24 protein-coding genes are annotated in these 24,399 nt (G+C 69.0%); 15 read left to right on the top strand and 9 right to left on the bottom strand.

From position 1 onward, the window contains the following. Positions 1–22 precede the first annotated feature (22 nt). The 7 genes from ACSQ4M_RS03240 to glnT are packed head-to-tail and all read left to right on the top strand — an operon-like array spanning position 23 to position 8,364. Entirely contained in the window at positions 23–1,159 is a 1,137-nt protein-coding gene (locus ACSQ4M_RS03240) for a polyamine ABC transporter substrate-binding protein (protein ID WP_436188237.1), read from the top strand. Between the two features lie 36 nt (positions 1,160–1,195). Further along, on the top strand, positions 1,196–2,293 hold the full coding sequence (locus tag ACSQ4M_RS03235) for an ABC transporter ATP-binding protein (RefSeq protein WP_436188236.1): 1,098 nt from the start codon (positions 1,196–1,198) through the stop codon (positions 2,291–2,293). Between the two features lie 12 nt (positions 2,294–2,305). After that, positions 2,306–3,244 (top strand): ABC transporter permease, encoded by a 939-nt coding sequence (locus ACSQ4M_RS03230; RefSeq protein WP_436188235.1) that lies wholly within the window; start codon positions 2,306–2,308, stop codon positions 3,242–3,244. After that, positions 3,241–4,095, top strand: a complete 855-nt coding sequence (locus ACSQ4M_RS03225) for an ABC transporter permease (RefSeq protein WP_436188234.1) — start codon at positions 3,241–3,243, stop codon at positions 4,093–4,095. The genes ACSQ4M_RS03230 and ACSQ4M_RS03225 overlap by 4 nt, the downstream gene beginning before the upstream one ends. Positions 4,096–4,144: 49 nt before the next feature. Then, a complete protein-coding gene (locus ACSQ4M_RS03220; protein ID WP_436188233.1) occupies positions 4,145–5,524 on the top strand; it encodes a DUF3138 family protein in 1,380 nt (459 codons plus the stop codon). A gap of 19 nt (positions 5,525–5,543) precedes the next feature. Then, complete coding sequence (locus tag ACSQ4M_RS03215) at positions 5,544–7,034, top strand: aldehyde dehydrogenase (protein ID WP_436188232.1); 1,491 nt, start codon at positions 5,544–5,546, stop codon at positions 7,032–7,034. Next, positions 7,027–8,364, top strand: a complete 1,338-nt coding sequence (gene glnT / locus ACSQ4M_RS03210) for a type III glutamate--ammonia ligase (RefSeq protein ID WP_436188231.1) — start codon at positions 7,027–7,029, stop codon at positions 8,362–8,364. The genes ACSQ4M_RS03215 and glnT overlap by 8 nt, the downstream gene beginning before the upstream one ends. Before the next feature lie 6 nt (positions 8,365–8,370). On the opposite strand, the gene speB is transcribed toward glnT, so the two are convergent. From speB to ACSQ4M_RS03180, 6 genes are all read right to left on the bottom strand, one after another. Then, positions 8,371–9,297 (bottom strand): agmatinase, encoded by a 927-nt coding sequence (speB, locus tag ACSQ4M_RS03205; RefSeq protein ID WP_436188230.1) that lies wholly within the window; start codon positions 9,295–9,297, stop codon positions 8,371–8,373. 88 nt (positions 9,298–9,385) lie between these two features. Then, a complete protein-coding gene (locus ACSQ4M_RS03200; protein WP_436188229.1) occupies positions 9,386–10,528 on the bottom strand; it encodes a diguanylate cyclase domain-containing protein in 1,143 nt (380 codons plus the stop codon). 91 nt (positions 10,529–10,619) lie between these two features. After that, entirely contained in the window at positions 10,620–11,183 is a 564-nt protein-coding gene (locus tag ACSQ4M_RS03195; RefSeq protein ID WP_436188228.1) for a cytochrome b, read from the bottom strand. A 49-nt stretch (positions 11,184–11,232) separates the two neighbouring features. After that, entirely contained in the window at positions 11,233–12,027 is a 795-nt protein-coding gene (locus ACSQ4M_RS03190; protein WP_436188227.1) for an ABC transporter permease, read from the bottom strand. Position 12,028: 1 nt separating this feature from the next. After that, a complete protein-coding gene (locus ACSQ4M_RS03185) occupies positions 12,029–12,847 on the bottom strand; it encodes an ABC transporter permease (RefSeq protein WP_436188226.1) in 819 nt (272 codons plus the stop codon). Further along, positions 12,847–13,842, bottom strand: a complete 996-nt coding sequence (locus tag ACSQ4M_RS03180) for an ABC transporter ATP-binding protein (protein ID WP_436188225.1) — start codon at positions 13,840–13,842, stop codon at positions 12,847–12,849. The genes ACSQ4M_RS03185 and ACSQ4M_RS03180 overlap by 1 nt, the downstream gene beginning before the upstream one ends. Positions 13,843–13,909: 67 nt before the next feature. On the opposite strand from ACSQ4M_RS03180, the gene ACSQ4M_RS03175 reads away from it, so the two are divergent. The 6 genes from ACSQ4M_RS03175 to ACSQ4M_RS03150 all read left to right on the top strand — a co-directional run bounded on the left by ACSQ4M_RS03175 (position 13,910) and on the right by ACSQ4M_RS03150 (position 21,046). Continuing rightward, the gene (locus ACSQ4M_RS03175) at positions 13,910–14,911 is read left to right on the top strand and encodes a LacI family DNA-binding transcriptional regulator (protein ID WP_436188224.1); all 1,002 of its coding nucleotides are present in this window, start codon (positions 13,910–13,912) and stop codon (positions 14,909–14,911) included. A gap of 194 nt (positions 14,912–15,105) precedes the next feature. Next, positions 15,106–16,065, top strand: coding sequence for a Bug family tripartite tricarboxylate transporter substrate binding protein (locus tag ACSQ4M_RS03170; protein WP_436188223.1), 960 nt, complete (start codon positions 15,106–15,108; stop codon positions 16,063–16,065). Positions 16,066–16,069: 4 nt separating this feature from the next. Next, the gene (gudD, locus tag ACSQ4M_RS03165) at positions 16,070–17,395 is read left to right on the top strand and encodes a glucarate dehydratase (protein ID WP_436188222.1); all 1,326 of its coding nucleotides are present in this window, start codon (positions 16,070–16,072) and stop codon (positions 17,393–17,395) included. A gap of 77 nt (positions 17,396–17,472) precedes the next feature. Beyond that, positions 17,473–19,779 carry an MBL fold metallo-hydrolase gene (locus tag ACSQ4M_RS03160; protein WP_436188221.1) on the top strand — a complete coding sequence of 769 codons (2,307 nt, stop codon included), beginning with the start codon at positions 17,473–17,475 and terminating at the stop codon, positions 19,777–19,779. After that, positions 19,779–20,510: a tetratricopeptide repeat protein gene (locus tag ACSQ4M_RS03155; protein WP_436188220.1), complete on the top strand. Its 732-nt coding sequence runs from the start codon at positions 19,779–19,781 to the stop codon at positions 20,508–20,510. Before ACSQ4M_RS03160 ends, ACSQ4M_RS03155 begins: the two co-directional genes overlap by 1 nt. Further along, on the top strand, positions 20,507–21,046 hold the full coding sequence (locus ACSQ4M_RS03150) for a DUF3299 domain-containing protein (RefSeq protein ID WP_436188219.1): 540 nt from the start codon (positions 20,507–20,509) through the stop codon (positions 21,044–21,046). Before ACSQ4M_RS03155 ends, ACSQ4M_RS03150 begins: the two co-directional genes overlap by 4 nt. A gap of 42 nt (positions 21,047–21,088) precedes the next feature. Here the strand turns inward: ACSQ4M_RS03150 and ACSQ4M_RS03145 are convergent, their stop codons facing one another. The 3 genes from ACSQ4M_RS03145 to ACSQ4M_RS03135 are packed head-to-tail and all read right to left on the bottom strand — an operon-like array spanning position 21,089 to position 21,688. Continuing rightward, positions 21,089–21,433, bottom strand: coding sequence for a hypothetical protein (locus ACSQ4M_RS03145; RefSeq protein WP_436188218.1), 345 nt, complete (start codon positions 21,431–21,433; stop codon positions 21,089–21,091). Next, positions 21,430–21,561, bottom strand: a complete 132-nt coding sequence (locus tag ACSQ4M_RS03140) for a hypothetical protein (RefSeq protein WP_436188217.1) — start codon at positions 21,559–21,561, stop codon at positions 21,430–21,432. The genes ACSQ4M_RS03145 and ACSQ4M_RS03140 overlap by 4 nt, the downstream gene beginning before the upstream one ends. Then, a complete protein-coding gene (locus ACSQ4M_RS03135; protein ID WP_436188216.1) occupies positions 21,551–21,688 on the bottom strand; it encodes a hypothetical protein in 138 nt (45 codons plus the stop codon). Before ACSQ4M_RS03135 ends, ACSQ4M_RS03140 begins: the two co-directional genes overlap by 11 nt. A gap of 225 nt (positions 21,689–21,913) precedes the next feature. Between ACSQ4M_RS03135 and ACSQ4M_RS03130 the strand changes: the two genes are divergently transcribed. Then, positions 21,914–22,621, top strand: a complete 708-nt coding sequence (locus tag ACSQ4M_RS03130) for a TorF family putative porin (RefSeq protein ID WP_436188215.1) — start codon at positions 21,914–21,916, stop codon at positions 22,619–22,621. Positions 22,622–22,665: 44 nt separating this feature from the next. Then, positions 22,666–24,396, top strand: coding sequence for a potassium-transporting ATPase subunit KdpA (kdpA, locus tag ACSQ4M_RS03125; protein ID WP_436188214.1), 1,731 nt, complete (start codon positions 22,666–22,668; stop codon positions 24,394–24,396). Positions 24,397–24,399 lie beyond the last annotated feature (3 nt).

The raw sequence follows: 24,399 nt of genomic DNA, 5'->3' as shown, positions 1-24,399 counted from the left end.
TCCCCACTCCGGAGGTTTCAACATGAAGCTGCTGTCGTTCCGTCGTCGCCCGCACCGCATCGCCGGTGCCTTTGCCGGGCTTGCCCTGGCCTGCGCCGCACTGGCCCCCCAGGCCGTGCTGGCGCAGGAGGAAAAGGTCCTCAACATCTACAACTGGTCCGACTACATCGCCGAAGACACGATCGCCAACTTCGAGAAGGAGACCGGCATCAAGGTGCGCTACGACAATTTCGACAACAACGAAATCGTCCACGCCAAGCTGGTGGCGGGCAAGACCGGCTACGACATCGTCGTGCCGTCCTCGTACTGGGCCAAGCTGCAGGCCGATGGCGGCCTGCTGCAAAAGCTCGACAAGTCCAAGCTGCCCAACCTCAAGAACCTGGACCCGGTGCTGCAGGAGCAACTGGCCAAGCTCGACCCGGGCAACCAGTACCAGGTGAACTGGCTGTGGGGCTACACCACGGTGGGCATCAACGTCGACAAGGTCAAGGCCGCGCTGGGCAGCATGCCCATGCCCGACAACGCCTGGGACCTGGTGTTCAAGCCCGAGTACATCTCCAAGCTCAAGTCCTGCGGCGTGAGCATGCTCGATTCGGCCACCGAGATCGTGCCGGCCGCCATGCACTACCTGGGCAAGCCCGCGTACAGCCGCAACCAGGGCGACTACAGCGGTGTCGGGCCGCTGCTCAAGACGATCCGGCCGTACGTCACGCTGTTCAGCTCGTCCGGCTACATCAACGACATGGCCAACGGCTCGATCTGCCTGGCCCTGGGCTGGTCCGGCGACATCAACATCGCACGCCAGCGCGCCATCGACGGCAAGACCGGCCAGAAGATCGAGGCCTTGATCCCCAAGACCGGCGGCGTGCTGTTCTTCGACGTGATGGTGATCCCGGCCGATGCGCCCCACCCCGACAACGCGCTCAAGTTCATCAACTACATCCTGCGCCCCGAAGTGCATGCGGGCCTTTCCAACAAGGTCTTCTACGCGAACCCGAACAAGGAATCGCGCAAGTTCGTCAAGTCGGAAGTGGTCAACAACCCGACCATCTTCCCGAGCGACGACGACATGAAGAAGATGGTGGCGCCCGACGCCCTGAGCAACGACATCCGCCGCACGGTCACCCGGCTGTTCACATCGTTCAAGACCGGCATGTGACCTGAGGGTCTGCCTTTTCGCGAGGGGGAATGGAATATGGTGAATAGCCAGGGGCAGGCGTACCTGCAGATCCGTGATGTCGTCAAGGATTTCGGGGGCGTCAAGGCCGTCAACCACATCAGCCTGGACATCCAGAAGGGCGAAATCTTTGCGTTGCTGGGCTCGTCCGGCTGCGGCAAGACCACCTTGCTGCGCATGCTTGGCGGCTTCGATCTGCCGACGTCCGGCAGCATCATCCTGGACGGCAAGGACCTGAGCAGCCTGCCGCCGTACGAGCGGCCCATCAACATGATGTTCCAGTCGTACGCGCTGTTCCCCCACCTCAGCGTGTGGGACAACATCGCCTTCGGGTTGCGCCGCGACGGCATGTCCGGCGACAGTGTGGCCCAGCGCGTGGAGGAGATGCTCAAGCTGGTGCAGCTCGGCAAGCTCGCCAGGCGCAAGCCGCACCAGATGTCCGGTGGCCAGCAGCAGCGCGTGGCGCTGGCGCGCAGCCTGGCCAAGCGGCCCAACCTGCTGCTGCTCGACGAACCGCTCGGTGCGCTCGACAAGAAGCTGCGTGAAGAGACGCAGCTCGAGCTGGTCAACATCATCGAGGAGGTGGGCGTGACCTGCGTCATGGTGACCCACGACCAGGAGGAGGCCATGACCATGGCCTCGCGCATCGCGATCATGAGCGAGGGCCGCTTGCTGCAGGTCGGCGCGCCGGGCGACATCTACGAAACCCCGGCCACGCGCTTCGTGGCCGACTTCATCGGCAACGTCAACCTGATCGAAGGCACCTTGGCCGAGGACCACCCCGATCACGTGGTGATCCGCTGCCAGGACATGACCCACTACGTCGGCCACGGCATCACCGGCACCGAGGGCATGGCCGTGACCGTGGCGCTGCGGCCCGAGAAGATCCGCCTGACGCGCCAGGAGCCGGCAGAGCCGCACAACAAGGTGCAGGGCAAGGTGCGCGACCTGTCGTACTTCGGCAGCTACACCGTCTACCACCTGCAGCTGGCCAGCGGCCAGGTCATCAAGGTCAGCCAGATCAACAGCGAACGCCACCCTGGCGATGTGCTGACCTGGGACGACATGGCCTGGGCACACTGGTCCGACTCGGCCCACGTCGTTCTGACGCAGTAAGGAGCTTTTGCCATGAGCACCTCTTCTGCCACGGGCCGCCGCCTCGCCTGGTGGCGCGGTCGCACGGCCGTGATCGGCATCCCCTACCTCTGGCTGCTGGTCTTTTTCCTGCTGCCCTTTCTGATCGTCGCCAGAATCAGCGTCTCCGAGATGGAGACGGTGAACATCAAGGACCTGCTGACGCTCAAGGACGGCGTGCTGCAGCTGAGCCTGAAGTTCAGCAACTACGTGTTCCTGACGCAGGACGACCTGTACTTCCGCGCCTACCTGGCGAGCCTCAAGTACGCGGCCATCACCACCGTGCTGTGCCTGGCGATCGGCTACCCGTTCGCCTACTTCATGGCGCGTGCCCGTCCCACGGCCCAGCCGCTGCTGCTGATGCTCGTGATGCTGCCGTTCTGGACTTCGTTCCTGCTGCGCGTCTACGCCTGGAAGGGCCTGCTCAGCGACCATGGCTGGGTGGCCGAGGTGCTGGTGGCACTGGGCGTCGACCAGCTGCTGGCGGCCGGCGGCATGATCGCCACGCCGGGCAAGCTGCTCAACACCCCGTTCTCGCTGGTGCTGGGCATGGTCTACACCTACCTGCCGTTCATGATCCTGCCGCTGTACGGCAACCTGGCCAAGATGGACCTGCGCCTGCTGGAGGCCGCCAGCGACCTGGGGGCCACACCCTGGGTCGCCTTCTGGAAGGTGACGGTGCCGCTGTCCAAGGCCGGCATCATCGCCGGCAGCATGCTGGTGTTCATCCCCTGCGTCGGCGAGTTCGTGATCCCCGAACTGCTCGGCGGGCCGCAGACCTTGATGATCGGACGCGTGCTGTGGGACGAGTTCTTCAGCAACAACGACTGGCCCATGGCCTCCAGCGTGGCGGTGGTCGTGGTGCTGCTGATCCTGATCCCGCTGGCGTTGTTCAACCGCTACCAGGCGCAAGTACAGGAGGCCGGACGATGACCCGCGCCATCTTCGGCCCCCGCGCCGCACGCAACACCGCACGTACCTGGCTGTTCCTGGGCTACGCCTTCCTGTTCCTGCCCATCATTGCGCTGGTCGTGTACTCCTTCAACGACTCGCCCGTGCCAGGTGTCTGGGAGGGCTTCACGTTCAAGTGGTACGCCGCGCTGGCGCGCGACCGCGAGATCATCGCCGGCCTGTGGCTGTCGATGAAGATCGCGTTCTTCACCGCCTGCGGGTCGGTCGTGCTCGGCACGCTGGCCGCGTTCACGCTGAACAAGTACCGGCGCTTTCGCGGCCGCACGCTGTTTTCGGGCATGGTCAACGCACCGCTGGTGATGCCGGAAGTCATCGTCGGCCTGTCGCTGCTGCTGATGCTGGTGTCGCTGCAGCGACTGACGGGCTTCCCCGAGCGTGGCGCATTCACGATCTGGCTGGGCCACGTGCTGCTGGGCATGGCCTACGCCACCGTGGTCATCCAGGCCCGGCTGCAGGAACTCAACCCGCAGCTCGAGGAGGCCGCCATGGACCTGGGTGCCCGCCCGGCCCAGGTGTTTCGGCTGGTCACGCTGCCCATGATCACGCAGTCGATGTTGTCGGCCTGGCTGCTGACCTTCACGATCTCGCTGGACGATGTGGTGCTGTCGGCCTTCCTGTCTGGCCCGGGTTCGACCACGATGCCGCTGGTGATCTTCTCGCGCGCGCGCCTGGGCCTGAACCCCACCGTCAACGCCGTGGCCACCGTGATCATCGTGCTGGTGTCCATCGGCGTCATCGTCGCCAGCTACCTCATCGCCCGCGCCGAGCGGGAACGCACCCGCGCGATGGCCGCCGCGCGACGTGAAGAGTGATGCGCGCCTGTCCTGTGTCCCACAACATATCCGTCCGAGGAGTAACAAGATGACCACCTGGAAGTACACCGCCATCGCCGCCGCCTTGGCTGCCACGTTCCCGCTGTCGGCCGCGGCGCAGAGTTCGGCCGAGCTGCTGAACGAACTGCGCGCGCTGCGCGACAAGGTCAACCAGCTGGAGAAACGACTGCAGGACACCGAGGCCAAGGCCGCGGCCGCTCCGGCCGGCATGACGCCTGACCAGCAGGCGGATTTCAACCGCATCGCGCTGAAAGCCGAATCGCTGGAAGACACGCGCGACGCGCTGGGCCTCAAGGGGCTGCAGATCAAGGGCTACATGGACCCGACCTTCGTCTACAACCAGCGACAGAATCGCGCCGGCTTCCAGTTCCTGAACAGCATGGAAGACGACGTCTACAGCTACGACAACTCGTACTTCGGCGCCGCGGTGATCGACTTCACGAAGGAAACCGAGGGCGGCACGCGCTGGCGCCTGACGCTGGCGCCCAACCGCGGTGTCGGTGCGGCGCTGGGCAACAACTCGCCGGTCCACGAGGCCTCGGTCTCCATTCCGTTGCCGGGCAACGACAAGATGCGCATCATCGCGGGCCAGATCCCGGACTGGTCGGGCTACGAGTATCTGCCGGCGCCGCAGAACAAGCTCATCACGCACAACCTGCTGTTCGATTTCACGCTGCCCGTGGCCTACACAGGCGCCGGCATGGAGATCGCGGACGGCAAGTGGCTCTACAAGGCCGTGATCGCCAACATGAACTCGACCAAGCGGACCAACGGCAACAAGTCGCCCGTGCTGGCCTACCGCGTCGACTATGCGAAGGGCGAGTTCGGTGGCTTCGGCTTCGCCGGCGTGCATGGCAAGGCCGCGAACTACACCGAGAACGTGGTCGATCCGATCACCAACGAATTCGTCGCGCAGAAGGACTCGACCCTGCACCTGTTCGAGCTCGACGGCTACTTTATCCGCGGCGACTGGACGGTGCAGGGCCAGGCCAGCATCGGCATGCAGCGCAAGGCCGCGATCACGGTCGACCCGGTCACCGGCGAGCTACGCGATGCCAAGTGGTGGGGCCTGTCGGGCCTGGCCGCCTACAAGTTCACGCCGCGCTTCGAAGGCACGGTCCGTGCCGACTACCTGAACAACAAGAAGAACGGCGGCGGCCTGCTGGGCTATGCCGTGGTCGACGACCGCAATGGCATCGGCCCCGGCTATGGCGACACCACCAGCAGCAAGGGCGCCAACCGCTACGCGCTCACGGTGGGCCTGAGCTACCTGTTCAACGCCAACACCACGCTGAAAGCCGAGTACCGTCTGGACCGCGCCAGCGAGCCGGTGTTCTGGGACGTCAACAGCAGCAACTACAAGAAGTCCAACCAGCTGCTCGCGACCTCGGTCGTCGTGAGCTTCTGAGCTGCCACGGAGCCTCTTCATGACGCTTTCCTCCTGGCAGGAACGGGCCGCCGCGCTGCGGCCCGACGGCCGCATGCTGATCGACGGCCAGCGCTGCGCCAGCACCAGCGGCCAGACCTTCGACAAGCGCTCGCCGGTGGACGGCCGCCTGCTCGGCGCCGTGGCCCAGGCCCAGGCGGCCGATGTGGACCGTGCCGTGGCCAGCGCGCGCGCCGCCTTCGACGACGGCCGCTGGTCGCGCCAGCCGCCGGCCGCGCGCAAGAAGGTGTTGCAGAAGTTCGCCGAAGGCCTGCTGGCCGCGACCGACGAACTGGCCCTGCTGGAGACGCTGGACATGGGCAAGCCCATCCGCTTCAGCCGCAGCGTGGACGTGCCGGCCGCGGCGCGCTGCATCGCCTGGTACGCAGAGGCCATCGACAAGGTCTACGACGAGATCGCGCCCACCGGCCCTTCGGCACTGGCGCTGATCACGCGCGAGCCCATGGGCGTGGTCGGCGCCATCGTGCCGTGGAACTATCCCATGATCATGGCGGCCTGGAAGCTGGGCCCGGCCTTGGCCGCCGGCAACTGCGTGGTGCTCAAGCCCTCGGAGAAGTCGCCCTACACGGCCATGCGCATGGCCGAGATCGCGGTGGAGGCGGGGCTGCCGCCCGCCGTCTTCAACGCGGTGCCGGGCTTCGGCCACGAGGCCGGCGAAGCGCTGGCGCTGCATCCCGACGTGGACGCCATCGGCTTCACGGGCTCCACGCGCGTCGGCCGGCGCATGCTGGCCTACGCGGGCCAGTCCAACCTCAAGCGCGTCTACAACGAGCTCGGGGGCAAGTCGGCCTTCCTCGTGTTCCCCGACTTCGACGACCTCGACCGCGCGGCCGAGACGGCGGCCGGCAGCATGTACTTCAACCAGGGCGAGTCCTGCAACGCACCCTCGCGCCTGCTGGTGCACGAGGCCATCGCCGACGATTTCGTCGCGCGCGTGGCACGCCATGCGCCGGCCTACGCACCGGCCGATCCGCTGGACGAGGCGACCGTGATGGGGGCCGTGGTCGACGAAGGCCAGCTGCGCACGGTGATGGGCTACATCGCATCGGGCCAGGAGGAGGGCGCGCGCTGTGTGGCGGGCGGCCGCCAGGCCCGCGCGGACAGCGGCGGCGTCTACGTGGAACCCACGGTGTTCGACCAGGTGCGCAGCGACATGCGCATCGCGCGCGAGGAGATCTTCGGCCCCGTGCTCAGCGTGATCCGATTCCGTGACGAAGCCCACGCCATCGCGCTGGCCAACGACTCGCCCTACGGCCTGCAGGCCAGCGTGTGGAGCAGCCACATCGACCGCGCGCACCGGGTCGCACGCGCACTGCGCGCCGGCACCGTGCACGTGAACCAGTACGACGAAGACGACATCACCGTGCCCTTTGGCGGCTACAAGCAGTCCGGAAATGGCCGCGACAAGTCGCTGCATGCCTTCGACAAGTACACCGAACTCAAGACCACCTGGCTGCGCATCAATGCCTGATCCGACCACCGCCCAGGCCCTGCAGGAGCGCTTGGCCAGGCAAGGCGTCCACACCCTGCTGGCGCAGTTCACCGACCTGCTGGGCGTGGCGCGCGGCAAGTATGTGCCGCTGGCCCAGATCGGCACGCTGCTGCGCAGCGGTGCCGGCTTCTCCGGCACCTCCATCGTCGGCACCGGCCTGCCGCGCAGCGGCGCGCGCTCGGAGTACTACGGCCGCGGCGACCCGGCCACGGCCCAGGCCCTGCCCTGGATGCCGGGCTATGCCCGCGTGGTCTGCGACGGCCATGTCGACGGCCAGCCCTTCGAGGCCTGCCCGCGGCAGATCCTGCGCCGCCAGGTGGAGCGGCTGGCCGCGCGCGGCTGGACGCTGCAGGTCGGCATGGAGCCCGAGTTCTTCCTGCTGCGCCGCGATGGCGCGGGCCAGTGGCAGCCCATCGATGCGCTGGACCGCTCGGACAAGCCCTCCTATGACCTCAAGGCCCTGGCCCGCCAGGGCGGCTTTCTCGATGCGCTGAACCAGGCCCTGTTGGACGCCGGCATGGAGCTGCTGCAGACCGACCACGAGGACGCGCACGGCCAGTTCGAGGTCAACTTCAGCCATGCCGACGTGCTGACCACGGCGGACCGGCTCATGCTGTTCAAGATGGCGGCCCACACCCTGGCCGAGCGCCACGGCGCCAGCTTCTCGATGATGCCCAAGCCGTTCGCCAACCAGCCCGGCAGCGGGCTGCACTTCCACGTGTCGCTGTGGAAGGGCGAGGAGAACCTGTTCGCCGAAGACCACGCCGACCTGTCGGAGCTGGGCCAGTCCTTCATCGCCGGTGTGCTCGGCCGCAGCGCGGCGCTGTGCGCGCTGGCCGCGCCCACCGTCAATTCGTACAAGCGCCTGGTGGTCGGCGAATCGCTGTCGGGCACGAGCTGGGCGCCGGCCTACGTGGCCCATGGCTTCAACAACCGCACGGCGCTGGTGCGCACGCTGCGCGGCCGTTTCGAGTGGCGCCTGCCCGATGCCGCGGCCAATCCCTACCTGGCCGCGGCGGGTTTGATCGCGGCGGGGCTGGACGGTGTCGACCGGCACCTTGACCCGGGCCCGGCGCGGCCCGACGACCTGTTCGACTGGCCCTTGCAGCGCATCCGAGCCGAAGGCATCGCGGTGCTGCCGCAAAGCCTGGGCGAAGCCGTGGATGCACTGGAGCGCGACAGCGTGCTGGCGCAGGCCCTGGGCGCCGCGGCGCATGGCGAGTTCGTGCGGCTCAAGCGGGCCGAGTGGACCGCCTATGCGCGCCACGTCAGCGCCTGGGAGTTCGAGCGTTACGCGACGGCCTTCTGAAGCGGCTCAGCGCGGCCGCTGCGCCACGCGCGCGCTCAGGTAGGTCCAGACGAACTGCGCTGCGGCGTAGCTGGTCAGCTCGGCGTGGTCGTAGGGTGGCGCCACCTCCACGCAGTCCATGCCCACGAAGGGCAGGTCGGCCATCTCTTCCAGCAGGCTCAACACCTGGTTGGTGCTCATGCCGCCGGGTTCGGGCGTGCCGGTGCCGGGGGCGAAGGCCGGGTCCAGGCAGTCGATGTCCAGGCTCAGGTACAGCGGCGGGTTGCCGTGCGCGGCCAGCCGCTCGCGCAGTTCGGCCACCAGGGGCTGCACCTGTGCCGGGCTTTCGAGGCCGCGCAGCGCGCGCGCGGTGTGGATGATGCCGCCCTGGTCGCGCACGTAGTCGCGGGCCTCACGCTCGCCGGCCGAGCGGATACCGAACTGCACGAAACACTCCTTCACCACCAGGCCTTCGCGCATGGCCTCGTAGACCCAGGTGCCGTGCCCGCTGGGTTCGCCGAAGTGATCCTTCCAGGTGTCGCAATGGGCATCGAAATGCACCACGGCCAGCGGCCGCCCGAAGTGCTGGCGGTAGGCGCGCAGCAGGGCCAGCGTGATCGAGTGGTCGCCGCCCAGCCAGGCCATGTGGTAGTGCGCGATGAGCGTGCGCACCAGCGGCATCATCGCGGCGCGCATCTCCTTGAGGCTGGTGTTGGGCAGCGGCAGGTCGCCCACGTCGGTCAGCGCGGTCTCGGGCGAAACGTCGAACAGCGGGTGCGTGCCATCGCACAGCATGTGGCTGGCCTCGCGGATCGCGCGTGGCCCGAAGCGGGCGCCGGGGCGGTTGGTGACGCAACCGTCCCAGGCCACGCCGGCGATGGCGAAGGGGCGGCGCGTGTCGTTGACGGGGACCTTGAGAAAGCTCGTGTTGGAGAGGAATGCGAAGGAGGTCATGGTGCGGTCGGGGAAGCCGCAGCCAGTGTGGCAGTTTGACCGTGCGATGCCAATACCGCAGCCGGGTCGGAAGCCGGCTTCGGCAGTGCTACCCGGCGTCCTTGGGGTCCGATGGCCGCCATGCATGGACGGCGTTGCGCCCCTGCGTTTCCTTCGCCCGCATCGCCACGGCACTGGCCTGCTCCAGAACGGACCAATACGGCGCACCCCCGGCCGTGGCCGCAACGCCGACCGTGGCCGTAAGGCAGTCGCCGCCGGTGCCGCCCTGGTTCGGGATGTTCAGCGTGCGGATCGCGTCGAGCATGCGGGTGGCGGCCAGCGTCGCGGCCGCTCCCGTGATGCCGGGCATGAGCACGACGAATTCCTCGCCGCCCTTGCGAAAGACCTGATCGTCCTGACGCACGGCGGTTCGGAGCGCAGTGGCGACCTGCTGCAGCACGCGGTCGCCGGCCGCGTCGCCCTGGGCGTGGTTGACCACGCCGAAATGGTCCAGGTCGACGAACGCGATGCCGAGCGGCGCGGTGCCGTCTGCCTGGATGGTGGCCATGGTCTCCTCCAGTGCGCGGCGGTTGGGCAGGCCGGTGAGCGCGTCGGTGCGTGCTTCGTCGCGCACGGTCATCAGTTGCTGCTGCAGGTTGACGACGATGGACGCCAGTTCGCGGCGCGCCGCGGGAAGGGTTTCCATCGCAGAGCCGAAGGCCACCGCCCGGTTGCGGCCACGGTGCTTGGCCGCGTACATGGCGATGTCGGCACGCCGCAGGAGTTCATCCAGACCCAGGTTGCCGCAGTCCGTGTAGCCGATGGAGACCGTGACGACGAGCGCGCGGCCATCGATGACATGCGGCTTGCGGAACAGCTGGAGCAGTGTCTCGCACAGCGGCGCAGCATCGGCTCCGTGGGCGTGTGGCACGAAGACGCCGAACTCCTCGCCGCCGTACCGCGTCAGCAGCGTGCCCGGCGGGGACCATTCGGACAGGCGGGCACCCACCCTTCGGATCAGGACATCGCCTGTGGTGTGCCCGAACTGGTCGTTGACCAGCTTGAATCCGTCGAGATCCAGCAGGAGCAGCGATCCACACTGGCCCTCTTGCAGCCGCTCGCACACGATGTCGTGGAACTCGCGCCGGTTCAGCAGGCCGGTCAGGGCATCGAAACGCGACGCTTCCAGTCGCCGCGCCAGGTCGTCGCGCTCGCGGGCGATCCTGTCCAGTTGCGCCTTCAGCGCCTGCACCTCTTCTTCCAGCGAGAACGGAACCATGCTTTGGAACGCTCCTTCGTGCGTTGCGTCTACCGGGACGCAGGCGTGTCGATGCCGGCGGCGCTCAGCGCACCCGTCCCACCATGCGCTGGGCCACCTGGTCGCGCCACCACCAACGGTGCAGCAGCACCATGCCCACGTGCCCCGCGACGAGCGCCAGCAGCACCCAGGCCAGCAGCCCGTGCGCGGCGTTGGCCGGTGCCATCAGCGTCTCGTTCTTGGGGCCGGCGCCCCACAGCGGCAGCGTGTTGAACCAGGTGAAGGCCCGGCCCGAGCCGTAGGCGCGCACCAGGGCCAGCGACGGCACCACCACCATGAGCAGGTACAGCGCGCCATGGCCCGCCGCCGCCGCGCGGCCCAGCCAGCCTGCGCCGTGCGGCGGACGCCGGCCAGCGTTGGACAGACCCCATGCGCCACGCAGCAGCACCAGGACCATCAGCAGCAGGCCCACGCTGGAATGCGAGCCGACGAAGAACGCTACCTGCGGCGTGCGGCCCAGCGCCAGCCGCAGGCCCATTCCGATGAATTGCCAGGCGAACAGCAGCGCCATGCCCCAGTGCAGCCAGCGGCTGATGCGACCGTAACGGTCCGGGGAGTCGCGCCAGACGGAGGTTTGGGCTTTTTCCATGCGGCAGCACTGTAGGCACCCCGGGTAAATCCGTTGTGAACGCGGGGCTTCAGCTGCCCGTGGAGGCGTAGTGCCGCACGCCCACGCGCCAGGCCATGAATGACAGCGCGAGGAAGGCGAAGCCGGCCAGCGGCGAGATCCAGCCCAGCCAGTCGGGTGCGCCCAGCGGATCGGCCCGGCCGAGGATCGCCAGGCCCGGGTAGTAGGCCACGCAGGCCAGCGGCACGACGAAGGTCAGCAGGCGGCGGAACCAGCGCGCATAGACAGCCATGGGGTACTGGCCGGCCTCGACGCCGCCGTAGGTGAACACGTTGGCGATCTCCAGGCTCTCCACGGTCCAGAAGGCCAGCGTGCCCTGCAGCACCAGGATGCCCAGGAACAGGGCCACGCCGCTGGCGATGCAGAACAGCGCCAGCGCGAGCGTGGCCGGCGTCCAGACGATGGGCGCAGCCACGCTCGCGAACGCCAGCACGGCCAGCGCCTGCAGCAGCCGGCCGAGCCGCGAGAGCCGCACCTCGTGGGCCATCAGCTGCAGCGCGAGCGGGCGCGGCAGCCGGTCGAAGCTGCCGGTGCGCAGGAACTCCGTGCCCAGCACGTCGAAGCCGCGGCCCAGCGCATCGGCCAGCGCGAACATGGTGTGCACGAGGCCGTAGAACAGCGCGACCTCGCCGATGCGCCAGCCCTGCACGCTGCCGAAGCGGTCGAACAGTGCCCAGATCGCCACCACCTCGATGCCGGTGACGAGGAACTGCGAGACGGCCAGCAGCAGCGCCGAGGCCGGGTAGCGCAGCTGGCCGCGCAGCGAGGCGGCGACCAGGCGGAAGAACAGCCTGACATGGGTCAATTCAGCCGCCTTGGACTTCCAGTTTGCGCATGGTGCGCGCCATGCACAACCGGCCCAGCACGACCAACGCGATCGCCCAGAACCCCTGCAGCACCAGCAATGCCGCCGCCTGCGTCCCTGTGGCCTGTGCCATGTACAGCCGCACCGGGATGTCCAGCAGCCCGGCCAGCGGCTGCAGCAGCAGGGCCTGCTGCCAGCCGTCGGGCAGCAGCGCCAGCGGCACGAGGTTGCCTGACAGCAGGATGACCAGCGGCACCGCGAAGGCGTTGATGCCGCGTGCGTCCAGCGCCGCGGCCGCGGCGATGTTGAGCAGCATCACGAGGGCGGTGGACAGCACGAGTGCGAGCAGTGCCGACAGCGCGAAGGCCAGCGCGGCCCCCGGTGTCGCGGGCAGCTGCCAGGCCCAGGCCTGCAGGCCGGCCAGCGGCAGCAGCACGGCCGCGAAGGTCGCCATGAGCGCCACGCGCGGCAGCACGCGCGCGGCGATCCAGCCCGCGCTGCGCGCGAACCAGAGCGCGTACGCGTCGATGGGGCGCAGCCGGTCGTAGGCCACGGCGCCCGTGCGCACGGCCAGCGCCACCTCGGGGTCGCCGCTCCAGGGCAGCAGCGCCAGCAGGCCCTGCGCCACCCAGGTATAGGTGATGGCCTGGGCCAGCGTCATGGTGGGCGCCGCGCTGCCGGCCTGGCCGAAGAACGCCGCCAGCACCATGACCTTGATGCCGCCCCACCAGCATTGCGTGCCGAAGCCCGCGAGCGCGGCTGCGCGGTACTGCAGCACCTGCAGGAAGCGCGAGACGAAGAGGGCACGGTAAGCCTGCATCAGCCTTCTGCCGCGCCGTGCAGCGCGTAGAAGCGCGTGATGACTTCCTCGATGGCCAGGCCTTCGAGCCGGATGTCCTCCACGGCATGCGCACCGGCGATGGCGGCGATCAGCGTCGGGGCCGCCACCAGCGCGGGATCGAAACCCAGCACCAGCGTGCGGCCCTCGCGCGCGATCTCGCGCACGCCGGGCTGCGCCAGCGTCGCGGGGGCTTCCTCGGCAAAGTCCACCAGCAGCCGGCGCTCGGCCAGCACCTGGGCGCGCAGCGCGGCCACGGGGCTGTCGGCCAGCACGCGGCCATGGCCGATCACGATCACGCGTTCGGCCAAGGCCTCGATGTCGTGCATGTCGTGCGTGGTCAGCAGCACCGTGGTGCCGCGTTCCCGGTTGGCGCGGCGCACGAAGTCGCGCACCGCGAGCTTGGACGGCGCGTCCAGGCCGATGGTGGGCTCGTCCAGGAACAGCAGGTCGGGTTCGTGCAGCAGCGCGGCCGCGATCTCGGCGCGCATGCGCTGGCCCAGCGAGAGCTGGCGCACGGGCTGGTCCAGCACGCGCTCAAGCTGCAGCGCGGCGACCAGCTCGTCGCGCGTGGCGCGGTGGCGGTGTACATCCACGCGGTAGATGTCGCGCAGCAGGTCGAAGCCCTCGCCCACCGGCAGGTCCCACCAGAGCTGGGTCCGCTGGCCGAACACCACGCCGATGCGGCCCACGTGCGCCTGCCGGTCGGCGAACGGGTTGCGCCCGTCCACTGTGACGCGGCCGCCGTCGGGCTGCAGGATGCCGGCCAGGATCTTGATGGTGGTGGACTTGCCCGCCCCGTTGGGGCCGATGAAGCCCAGCAGCTCGCCGCGTTCGAGCTGGAACGACACGCCGGCCAGCGCCTGCACTGCGCGGTGGCGGCGCTGCCACAGGCCGCGCAGCGCACCGCCCAGCCCCGGTGCGCGCTCGGCGATGCGGTAGGTCTTGGTGAGCTGGTCGACGACGATCTGCGGCATGGGTGGTCCGGCGAGGGGGCGCGGATTCTAGTCACAATCCCCGCTTTCCACGCCCCACAACAACACTGTGAACCCAGGCGCCAAGCCCTTCACGATCCAGGACGTCGCCCGCATCGCCGGCGTCTCCGCCATGACCGTCTCGCGCGCGCTCAACACGCCGCAAAAGGTCTCGCCCGACACGCTGGAGCGCGTGCGCGAGGCCGTGCGGCGCACGAACTTCGTGCCCAACGCCATGGCCAGCGGCCTGCGCAGCGCGCGCGCGCGGCTGGTGGCCGCGCTGCTGCCGACCATGGTGGGGCCGGTGTTCCAGGAGATGGTGGAGGCGCTGGACCTTGCGCTGCACGCGCTTGGCTACCAGCTCATGATCGGCCAGAGCGGCTACGACGCCACGCGCGAGGACGAGTTGCTGCGCGCCATCGTGCAGCGCCGGCCCGACGGCGTGGTCGTCACGGGCGTGGTGCGCTCCGAGGAGGGGCGGCGCGTGCTGCGCGCCAGCGGCATTCCCGTGGTGGAGACCTGGGAGTTCACGCCCACGCCGATCGACATGCTGGTGGGCTTCTCGCACCCTGCCATCGGCGCGGCCGTGGTCGACTACCTGCACGCGCGCGGCCACCGCCATGTGGCCATGGTCAGCGCGGGCGATGCGCGCGCGCTCACGCGCGTGGCGGCCTTCACCGAACGCGCCCAGGCGCTGGGCATGCAGACCTCGCAGGCGGCGTTCATGCCGGCGCCCAGCACCATGGGCGCGGGCCGCGCCGGGCTGGCCGAGCTGCTGGAGCGTGCCCCCGGCGTCACGGCCGTGTTCTGCAGCTCCGACATGCTGGCGCTGGGCGCGTCCATCGAGGCGCGCGAGCGCGGCATCGCCGTTCCGGGGCAACTGGCCATCGTGGGCATGGGCGACCAGAGCGTGGCGGCCGACGCCGCGCCGCCGCTGACCACGGTGCGCATCGACGGCACGCGCATCGGCCGCCTGGCGGCCGAGATGGTGGTGGCGCGGGCCGAGGGCCGGGCTCCCGCGGCGCCCGTGGTCGACATCGGCTTCTCGATCGTGGAACGCGCCAGCACCTGAGATCCGCGGTACCGATACCGCGGTGTCGCCTGCGTGACGCGCGACGGCCCTTTGTCATTTGAGGCTCGGGTAATTACCTAGATTTCTTCTGTTGGACTTTGGATATCGTTAACACATAGTTTGTTAACGATAACTTTCGACGGTTCGTGCGCGGGCACGGAGGCGTCCTTCCTTTGTCCTTCAGGAGAAATTCCATGAAAAAGTTGCTCGCCGCCATGGCCTGCACGCTCTCGCTCGTGGCCGGTGCCCAGACCACGTGGCCCGACAAGCCCGTGACCATCGTCGTGCCCTTCCCGGCCGGCGGCTCCACCGACATGGTGGCGCGCGCCATGGCGCTGCAGATGGGCACGGCCCTGGGCCAGAGCTTCATCGTCGACAACAAGCCGGGTGCCACGGGCACCATCGGCGCGGGTTTCGTGAAGCGCGCCGCGCCGGACGGCTACACGCTGCTGGTGTCCTCGCTGGGTGCTTTCGTCGTCACGCCGCACCTGGTCAAGAGCGTGCCCTACGACGCCACCAAGGACTTCGACTACATCAGCGTGCCGGTGCAGGCGCCCAACGTGCTCGTGGCGGCGCCTAAGCAGAAGGAGCGCACGCTGGCCGAGGTCATCGCGCTGCTCAAGGCCAACCCCGGCAAGGTGAGCTTCGCGAGCTCTGGCAACGGCTCGTCCGACCACCTGTCGGCCGAGGTGTTCTGGCAGCAGAGCTCTACCTCCGGCCTGCACGTGCCCTACAAGGGCGGCGCGCCGGCCATCAACGACCTGCTGGGCGGCCAGGTGGACTTCTCGTTCCAGAACGTCAACGCGGTGCTGCCGCACATCAAGGCCGGCAAGCTGCACGCCATCGCAGTGACGGGCGACAAGCGCTCGCCCGTGCTGCCCGACGTGCCCACGCTGGCCGAGGCCGGCGTCAAGGGCGCCGAGGTGTACTCGTGGCAAGGCCTGGCAGCCCCCAAGGGCCTGCCCGCCGCGGTGAAGGACAAGCTGGCCAAGGCCGCTGTCGCCGCCATGAACGATCCGGCCGTCAAGCAACGCATGCTGGAGCAGGGCCTGGAGATCGTGGCCAGCACGCCGGCCGAGTTCACGGCCTTCCAGGCCAAGGAATGGGCGCGCTGGAAGACGCTGATCGACACCCGCAAGATCTCGGCGGACTGAGCCCGTGACCAGCCCCATCGTCAAAGACCTGCGTGTCGTGCCCGTGGCGGGCCACGACGACATGCTCATGAACCTGTCGGGCGCGCACGGCCCGTACTTCACACGCAACCTGTTGATCCTCACCGACAACGCCGGCCACACCGGCGTGGGCGAAGTGCCCGGCGGCGAGAAGATCCGCCAGACGCTGGAAGACGCGCGCGCGCTCATCGTCGGCCAGCCCGTGGGCAACTACCAGGCCGTGCTGAACGCCATGCGCACGCAGTTCGCCGAACGCGACAGCGGCGGCCGCGGCCTGCAGACCTTCGACCTGCGCGTGGCCATTCACGCCGTCACCGCTGCCGAGTCCGCCTTGCTCGACCTGCTGGGCCAGCACCTGGAGGTGCCGGTCGCGGCCCTGCTCGGCGAAGGCCAGCAGCGCGATGCCGTGCAGATGCTGGGCTATCTGTTCTACGTGGGCGACCAGGGCAAGACCGACCTGGCCTACCGCCGCGAGCCCGAGGCCGACAACGCCTGGTTCCGCCTGCGCCACGAGAAGGCCATCACCCCCGAGGCCATCGTGCGCCTGGCCGAAGCCGCGCAAGAGCGCTACGGCTTCCAGGACTTCAAGCTCAAGGGCGGCGTGCTGCGCGGCGACGAGGAAGTCGACGCCGTCACGGCCCTGCACGAGCGCTTCCCAGAAGCCCGCGTGACCCTGGACCCCAACGGCGGCTGGCTGCTCAAGGACGCCATTCGCCTGGGCCAGCGCATGCGCGGCGTCGTCGCCTATGCCGAAGACCCCTGCGGCGCCGAAGGCGTGTTCTCGGGCCGCGAAGTCATGGCCGAGTTCCGCCGCGCCACCGGCCTGCCCACGGCCACCAACATGGTCGCCACCGACTGGCGCGAGATGGCGCACAGCCTGTCGCTGCAGTCGGTCGACATCCCGCTGGCCGACCCGCACTTCTGGACCATGGCCGGCTCGGTGCGCGTGGCCCAGCTGTGCCAGGCCTTCGGCCTGACCTGGGGCTCGCACAGCAACAACCACTTCGACGTCTCGCTGGCCATGTTCACGCACGTGGGCGCGGCAGCTCCTGGCAAGGTCACGGCCATCGACACGCACTGGATCTGGCAGGACGGCCAACGCCTCACGAAGGAGCCCTTCAAGATCGAAGGCGGCTACGTGCAGGTGCCCAAGAAGCCGGGCCTGGGCGTGGAGCTGGACATGGCTGAGGTGGAGAAGGCGCACCAGCTGTACCTGCAGCACGGCCTCGGGTCGCGCGACGACGGCGTGGCCATGCAGTACCTGATCCCGAACTGGAAGTTCGACAACAAGCGGCCCTGCATGGTCCGCTGACCCCGGCCCGCGGCGCGCGCCGCAGGCACCACGGGCCGCTTGCTGCGGCCTGCCCATTTCAACAAGAGGAGACCCCCGTGAACACAGTACCCCGACACTGGCGCCTGTTGTCCGCCACCATCGCCGCTTCCATGCTCGTCGCCTGCGGCGGCAGCGACGACAAGGGTGTGGACCGCAGCGCCTTCCGTGCCGCCGGCATGGTCTACGCCGCGCCGCAGCTCACCACCGACGCCGCGGGCAACCAGACCGTCAGCGTGGCGGTGCTGGCCAAGGACGGCGTGAAGACGCTGAGCACCACGGCGGTCTCCGCAGCAGCCGCCACGGCCATCAGCGCCAAGCTCGTGCCGGGCAACCTGGTCGACTGGGTGCCCTCCACCCAGGCCACCCAGGCCAACCAGGTCACCGTGGCCACGGACGCCGGCCAGACCTTCAACGTGGTGCTGGCCAAGGGCAGCTCCGCCGCAGCGCAGTTCGACCTCGCCAAGTTCGGCCCCGAGGTCACGCGCAACAAAGACATCCCCGGCCCCATGGTCGCGGCCGGCTGGGTCTATGCCAAATCGGGCAACACCATCACCGTGGGCGACGGCCGCGCCGTGCTGGCCGACATGGCCGGCCGGGCCTACGCCACGCCGATCAAGCGCTACGAGGAGACCTACGCCCTCGCGTCCGACGTGAAGGTCTTCAACGTCGACACCAGCGACTACAGCAAGAGCGCGGCCTCCACCGTCGCGGCCATCCCCGTCACGGCCGACTACGCCTACAGCACCACCGCGCGCCAGGCGGCCTACCTGCTGTTCGACACCAACCACACGGAATCCGAGAAGGCCAAGGTGGTGGCGATCTGGTACTTCACGCCGCAGTCCACCAGCGACGGCAAGCCGGTCTGGGACGTGCCCTCGCAAAGCCCGCTGCTGGCGGACAAGGGCACGGACCCGGTCTCGGGCCAGAGCTACATGGCCATCAACGCCACGGGCGTCACGGCCGCGCCCTACACGCGCAGCACCGAGCCCTTCGAGATGGTCAAGGACACGATGTACTACGTGGGCGACAACGAAGTCGCCTCCTACATCCTGCGCGCCGACATGGGCACGCCCAACGACAAGTCGGACGACAAGCTCATCAAGATCGACGCGGGCTGGGCCAACAGCGGCTACCAGTACTGGAAGAACATGGAGCTGCTGGGCCTGGACCCGCGCGCGGTCACCGACATCTGGCTCACGCACGGCCACGGCGACCACTACGGCACCGTCGTCGAGCAACTGCGCATGGCCGACAACGCCGACAAGACGGTCAAGCTCTGGGCCTCGCGCGAGGACGTGACCGGCATCACGCAGGACCAGCGCGGCAACACCTGGAACATCGCCGGCGCGCTGCCGGCCTCGGAGACCGAGATCCGCGCGCGCACCACCGACTTCTACAAGTACGACCAGTGGTACGACTACGGCAACGTGCAGATCATGGTGATCTGGTCGCCAGGCCACACGCCGGGCACGACCAACATGCTGTTCCGCGTGAAGAACCCGACCGATGGCAAGTTCATCACCTTCGGCTACCACGGCGGCTACGGCGTGAACGGGCTGACCACGCCGACTGCCGCCAACGGCTTCCTGCGGCTGTCGTTCCAGGCCGGCTTCAGCTACCTGCAGCAATCCCTGGATGTGGACTTCGTCTCGCCGCAGCACACCAACCAGTTCCCCATCGTCGAGGTCTACCAGGCGCTCAAGGCCTACAACCGCGACCCGGCCAACGCCGGCAAGCAGCTGACCATGCTGGAGGCGATGCGCTCCAAGGTGTTCGACTCGCCGGCCGTGGGCGGCACCAACATCACGAGCGAGTTCGCCAACCAGCTGGAAAAGCGCCGCTCGGTGATCTCGTACGCGGCCAGCGACACGGCCAACGCGTCGTACAAGAGCATCGAGACCTCGGGCCCGTACAAGCCCGGGCGCGAGGCCGGCCCCACGGTCACGGCCACGCTGCTGGACGGCGGCAAGATCGTGCAGGGCTTCGTCGGTCCGCAGAACAAGAACCCGGCCATCCCGCTCTTGGCCAGCGGCATCGTGACCGCCACCGACCAGTACGTGAACGACCCCACGGGCTTCTACGTGCAGGTCTCGGTGCAGGTCAACGACGGCTACCAGGGCTACCTGCCGAACAACTTCGTCCAGGTCAGCCCGGGCACGAACCAGACCATCACCTACCGTGGTGGCCCCGTCGAATCCGTGCACGCCAAGCCGGGTGAGGTGCTGCGCACCAAGCGTGTCGGCACGCTGGCCGAGGCCCAGGCCATCCTGGCGACCATCGCGCAAGGCCGCCAGGTCACGATGACGCTGACGCCCGCCAGCGAGATCGTGGTGCCGGCGGATGTGACGCAGACCTTCCGCTGATGCGCATGCGGCAGGCCTTGCTCGCCGCCTGCGTGGCGCTGGCCTGTGCGGCCCAGGCCGGGCCTGCGCCAGCGGCGCAGGCGCTCTACGCGCAGGCCCGCCACTACGCCGGCCTGACCGGCCAGGTGGTGGACCTGGCGCAGGCCCACGCCTACCTGCGCCAGGCCGCCGCGCTTGGCCATGTGCAGGCGCAGGTCGACCTGGGCTACCTCTACCTGGACGGCAACGCCCAGGTGCCCAAGGACGCGGCGGCCGCGTTCCACTGGTTCCGCACGGCGGCAGGCCAGGGCGCCGTGTCGGCCCAGTGCATGCTGGGCGACTTCTACGCCAACGGCTGGGGCGGCGCGCGCAAGGACGCGGCCGAGGCCTTGCGCTGGTACCGCCGCACCGCCGCCACCGATGCCCCTTGTGCCTCGCGCTCGCAGTACGCGCTGTACCGCGCCTACGCAGACGGCGCGGGTGTGCGCCGCGACATGGCCGCCGCCATCGCCTGGCTGCAGCAGGCGGCCGAGGCCGGCAACCCGCGCGCCCAGCGCGCGCTGGGCCGGGCCTACGACCGCGGCGAGGGCGTGGCGCGCGACCCGGCGCTGGCCCGCGTGTGGCTGCGCAAGTCGCGCGAGGGCGTGGCCCCGCACGACGACCACGAGCACGACATGCCGAGCTTCGCCGGCCCGCTGTTGTTCCAGAAGCTGGCGCCGTTCTCCCCGCCGGCCAGGGAGGCATCGCCATGAACCTGCTGCGCCGCCGCGCCTGCGCGGCCCTGGCCTGCGCCGTGCTGGCGCCGGCCTTCGCCAAGGATGCGTTCCGCACCATCGGCTGGGACGACCTGCTGCCCAGGGACTGGGACCCCTGGGCCGACTTCCAGGGCGCGGGCGTGGACCTGCGCCGCCTGTCCGACGACGACCCGCGCGCCGCCGCCGCGCTGCAGCGCCTGCGCACGGTCTGGGACGAGGCGCCGCTGGTCGCCGCGCTGGATGGCGCCGCCATCCGCATCCCGGGCTACGTGGTGCCGCTGGAGGCGACCGCCCAGGGCCTGCGCGAGCTGCTGCTGGTGCCGCATTTCGGCGCCTGCATCCACACGCCGCCGCCGCCATCCAACCAGATCGTCCATGTGCGGCTCGACAAGCCCCACAAGTCGCTGGGCACCATGGACACGGTCTGGATCAGCGGCCGGCTGCAACTGGCGCGCGCCAGCACGGTGCATGGCGTCAGCGGCTATGCGCTGGCGGGCCTGCGCGTGGAGCGCTACGCCGCGCCCCCGCGCTGAAGTTCCCCGGCAGGCGACCGGCCCCGGCGCCAGGGCCCGTGCTCAGCGATGGCTCGGCGTGCCGAGCCGCCGCAGGCTGCGCTGCACCAGCCAGGCCAGCGTGACCGTTCCCACGAGGTAGACCCAGCCGGCCAGGTTCGGGGTCTGGCCCGAGGGCTGGCCCATGGCCTCGCGGATCTGCAGGTAGGCCCAACCCGTGAGCGGATAGCTGTCCGAGAGCAGGGCCAGCACCATGACCACCATGGCCAGCCAGTCGTCCTTGCGCTGGCTGCGCGCCTCGCGCAGGCGCTCGGGGGTGCGCGCCTGCGCGGCGCGGATCTGGATGGGCGCGGAGAGCAACACCTTCGCCGCGGCGACGCACCAGAACAGCAGGGCTGCCGCGCTCATTTCCCGGGCCGCGCCTTCGATCCGCCGCGCTGGCGCCGTGCCGACAGCGTCACCAGCACCCAGCCCAGCAGCAAGGGCAGCACGATGGCCAGCAGGGCCAGCGCGAAATGCAGCAGTTCATTCGCCATGACCGGTGGCCGAGGTGTTGCGCTTGCCGTCGCGGCGCGCCAGGGCGGCGCGCGTGCAGCGCAGGAAGCCGACGAAGCACAGGCTGACGATCAGGATGAAGACGAGGTCTTGCAGGAGTTGGGGCATGCGTCTCGGCACCCGGAAACCAAGGTGCCGAAACCATAGTCCGGGCCCGCCGACCGCGCCGTCAATTCGGCATCAAATCTGCGTGCCCAGGGGAGGAGCGCGAGGGCCACGCCAGCAGATTTGACGGAGATTTGACGCGGGCGCCTGTTCTTGGAATGGAGACTTTACGGGGCTCCATCGAATACTGACGACTGGCAGTTTCGCCATTCGATCGTGAACAAGAACATGCGCTCCAAGCATCTGGTTTCCCTGGGGGGAGTTGCCGCACTGTGCGGTGGATTCATGGCTGCGGCCCTGCCTTCGACGGCATCCGCGCAACTGACGGGCACGGCCTCCCTCACGTCCGACTACGTCTGGCGCGGCTCCTCGCAGACACGCGAAAACCCCGCCGTGCAGGTCGGCCTCAAGTACGCCCATGCGTCGGGCCTGTACGCCTCGGTGTGGGGCTCCAACGTCAAATTCCGGCCCGACAACGGCGCCAGCACCGAGTTCGACCTGGCCGTGGGCTGGGCCGGCAAGATCGCCGACGACTGGGCCGTGGACGCCTACCTGCTGCGCTACCAGTACCCCTCGGCCGACGTCAAGCTGAACTGGAACGAGCTGAACCTGGCCGTCACCTGGCGCGAGAACTACTGGGTGGCCGTGGGCCACTCCACCAACACCATGGCCAGCGACACCACCGGCACCTACGTGCTGCTGGGTGCGCGCCATGCACTGAACGACCAGTGGCGCATCGAGGGCACCGTGGCCCGCTACGTGCTGGACAGCGACTACGCCGACAGCTATACGCACGGCGCGCTGAGCGTGGTCTGGGCCTTCCGCGCCCCGTTCGAGCTGCGCGCCACGCTGCACGCCACCGATTCCGCCGCCAGGCGCCTGTTCCCCGGCATGGCCGGCACGCGCGGCGAGTTCGCGCTGCAGGCCGCGTTCTGAGACGGACGGCCTCGATCTCCCTGATGCCTTGAAAGGCTTGCACCATGCTTGAGACCCTGCTCATCTTCGCCGCAGCCATCGCGCTGGCCTGGCCGCTGGGCCATTACCTGGCCGCCGTGCTGCGCGGCGCACCCATGCGTTCGGACCCGCTGTTCGCGTGGATCGAACGTCCCATCTACGCCCTGCTGGGCACGCGCCCGCAGGTGGGCATGGGCTGGCGCGGCTATGCCGCCGCCTTCCTGCTCAGCAACCTCGTGCTGCTGCTCGTCGTCTGGGCCATCTTCATGACCCAGGCCTGGCTGCCGCTGAACCCCAACGACGCGCCCAACATGAGTTGGGATCTCGCGCTGCACACCGCGGTCTCGTTCCTGACCAACACCAACCAGCAGCACTACTCGGGCCAGGCCCAGCTGTCCTACCTGGCGCAGATGACCGGCATCGTCGGCCTGCAGGTGGTCACGCCGGTGATGGCGCTCGGCGTGGTCGCCGCCACGCTGCGCGGCCTGTTCGGCGGCCGCCAGGCCATGGCGGGCCAGGCCGGTGCCGCGGCCTCCACCGGCGATGCCGACACGGTCGACGTGGGCAACTACTGGGCCGACGTGGTGCGTGGCTGCGTGCGCGTGATGCTGCCGCTGTCGCTGGTGCTGTCGGCGCTGCTGGCCACCCAGGGCGTGCCTGCCACGCTGCAGGGCGGCCCCACGGCCACACCGGTGGAAGCCTCGGCTGAGTTCAAGGAGCAGAAGATCCCGCTCGGCCCGGTCGCGCCCATGGTGGCCATCAAGCAGCTGGGCAGCAACGGCGGCGGCTGGTACGGCCCCAACAGCGCGGTGCCGCTGGAGAACCCGACGCCGCTGTCCAACTTCCTGGAGACGCTGGCCATCGTGCTGGTGCCCATGTCGGTGGTCTTCATGGTCGGGCCGTTCACCGGCCGCCGCAAGTTCGGCGCCATGGTGTTCGGCACCATGCTGGTCATGTCCATCGCCTCGACCAGCCTGTCGCTGTGGTCCGAGAGCGCCTCGGGCACCTCGGCCGACCTGGCCCTCATGGAAGGCAAGGAAGTGCGCCTGGGTGCCGAGGACTCGGCGCTGTGGGCGGCGGTGACGACCCAGGTCAACAACGGCTCGGTCAACAGCATGCACGACTCGCTCGCGCCGCTGACCGGCATGGTCTCCATGGTCAACATGCTGATCAATGGCATCTGGGGCGGGATTGGCTGCGGCCTGCAGCAGTTCCTGGTCTACCTGCTGCTGGCGGTGTTCCTGGCCGGCCTCATGACGGGCCGCACGCCCGAGCTGTTCGGCCGCAAGATCGAAGGGCCGGAGGTGAAGCTGCTGGCCGTGATCGTGCTGCTGCAGCCCATTGTGCTGCTGGGCCTCACCGCCATCACGCTGGCCGTGCCCGGCATCACCGGCAACTCCAACCCGGGCTTCCATGCCATCAGCCAGGTGTTCTACGAGTACACCTCGGCCTTCGCCAACAACGGCTCGGGCTTCGAGGGCCTGGGTGACGCCACGCCGTGGTGGAACCTGTCCTGCGTGCTCGCGCTGGCGCTGGGCCGCTTCCCCGGCCTGGTGCTGCCGCTGGCCATCGCCGCCATGATGGCCGCCAAGCGCCGCGCGCCCGAAGGTTCGGGCTCGCTGCAGATCGAAACGCCGACCTTCGCGCTCACGCTGATCGGCATCGTCATCATCCTCACGCTGTTGCAGTTCATGCCGGTGCTGGTGCTGGGCCCCGTGGCCGACCACCTGCAGCTGAACGCACTGCTGGCGCGCTGAGAG

Origin of the sequence: Pseudorhodoferax sp. LjRoot39 (assembly GCF_964253035.1) — a bacterium.
GTDB lineage: Bacteria > Pseudomonadota > Gammaproteobacteria > Burkholderiales > Burkholderiaceae_C > Pseudorhodoferax.
Note: the sequence above shows the minus strand (reverse complement) of the source record. Positions and strands in the feature narration are given on the sequence as shown.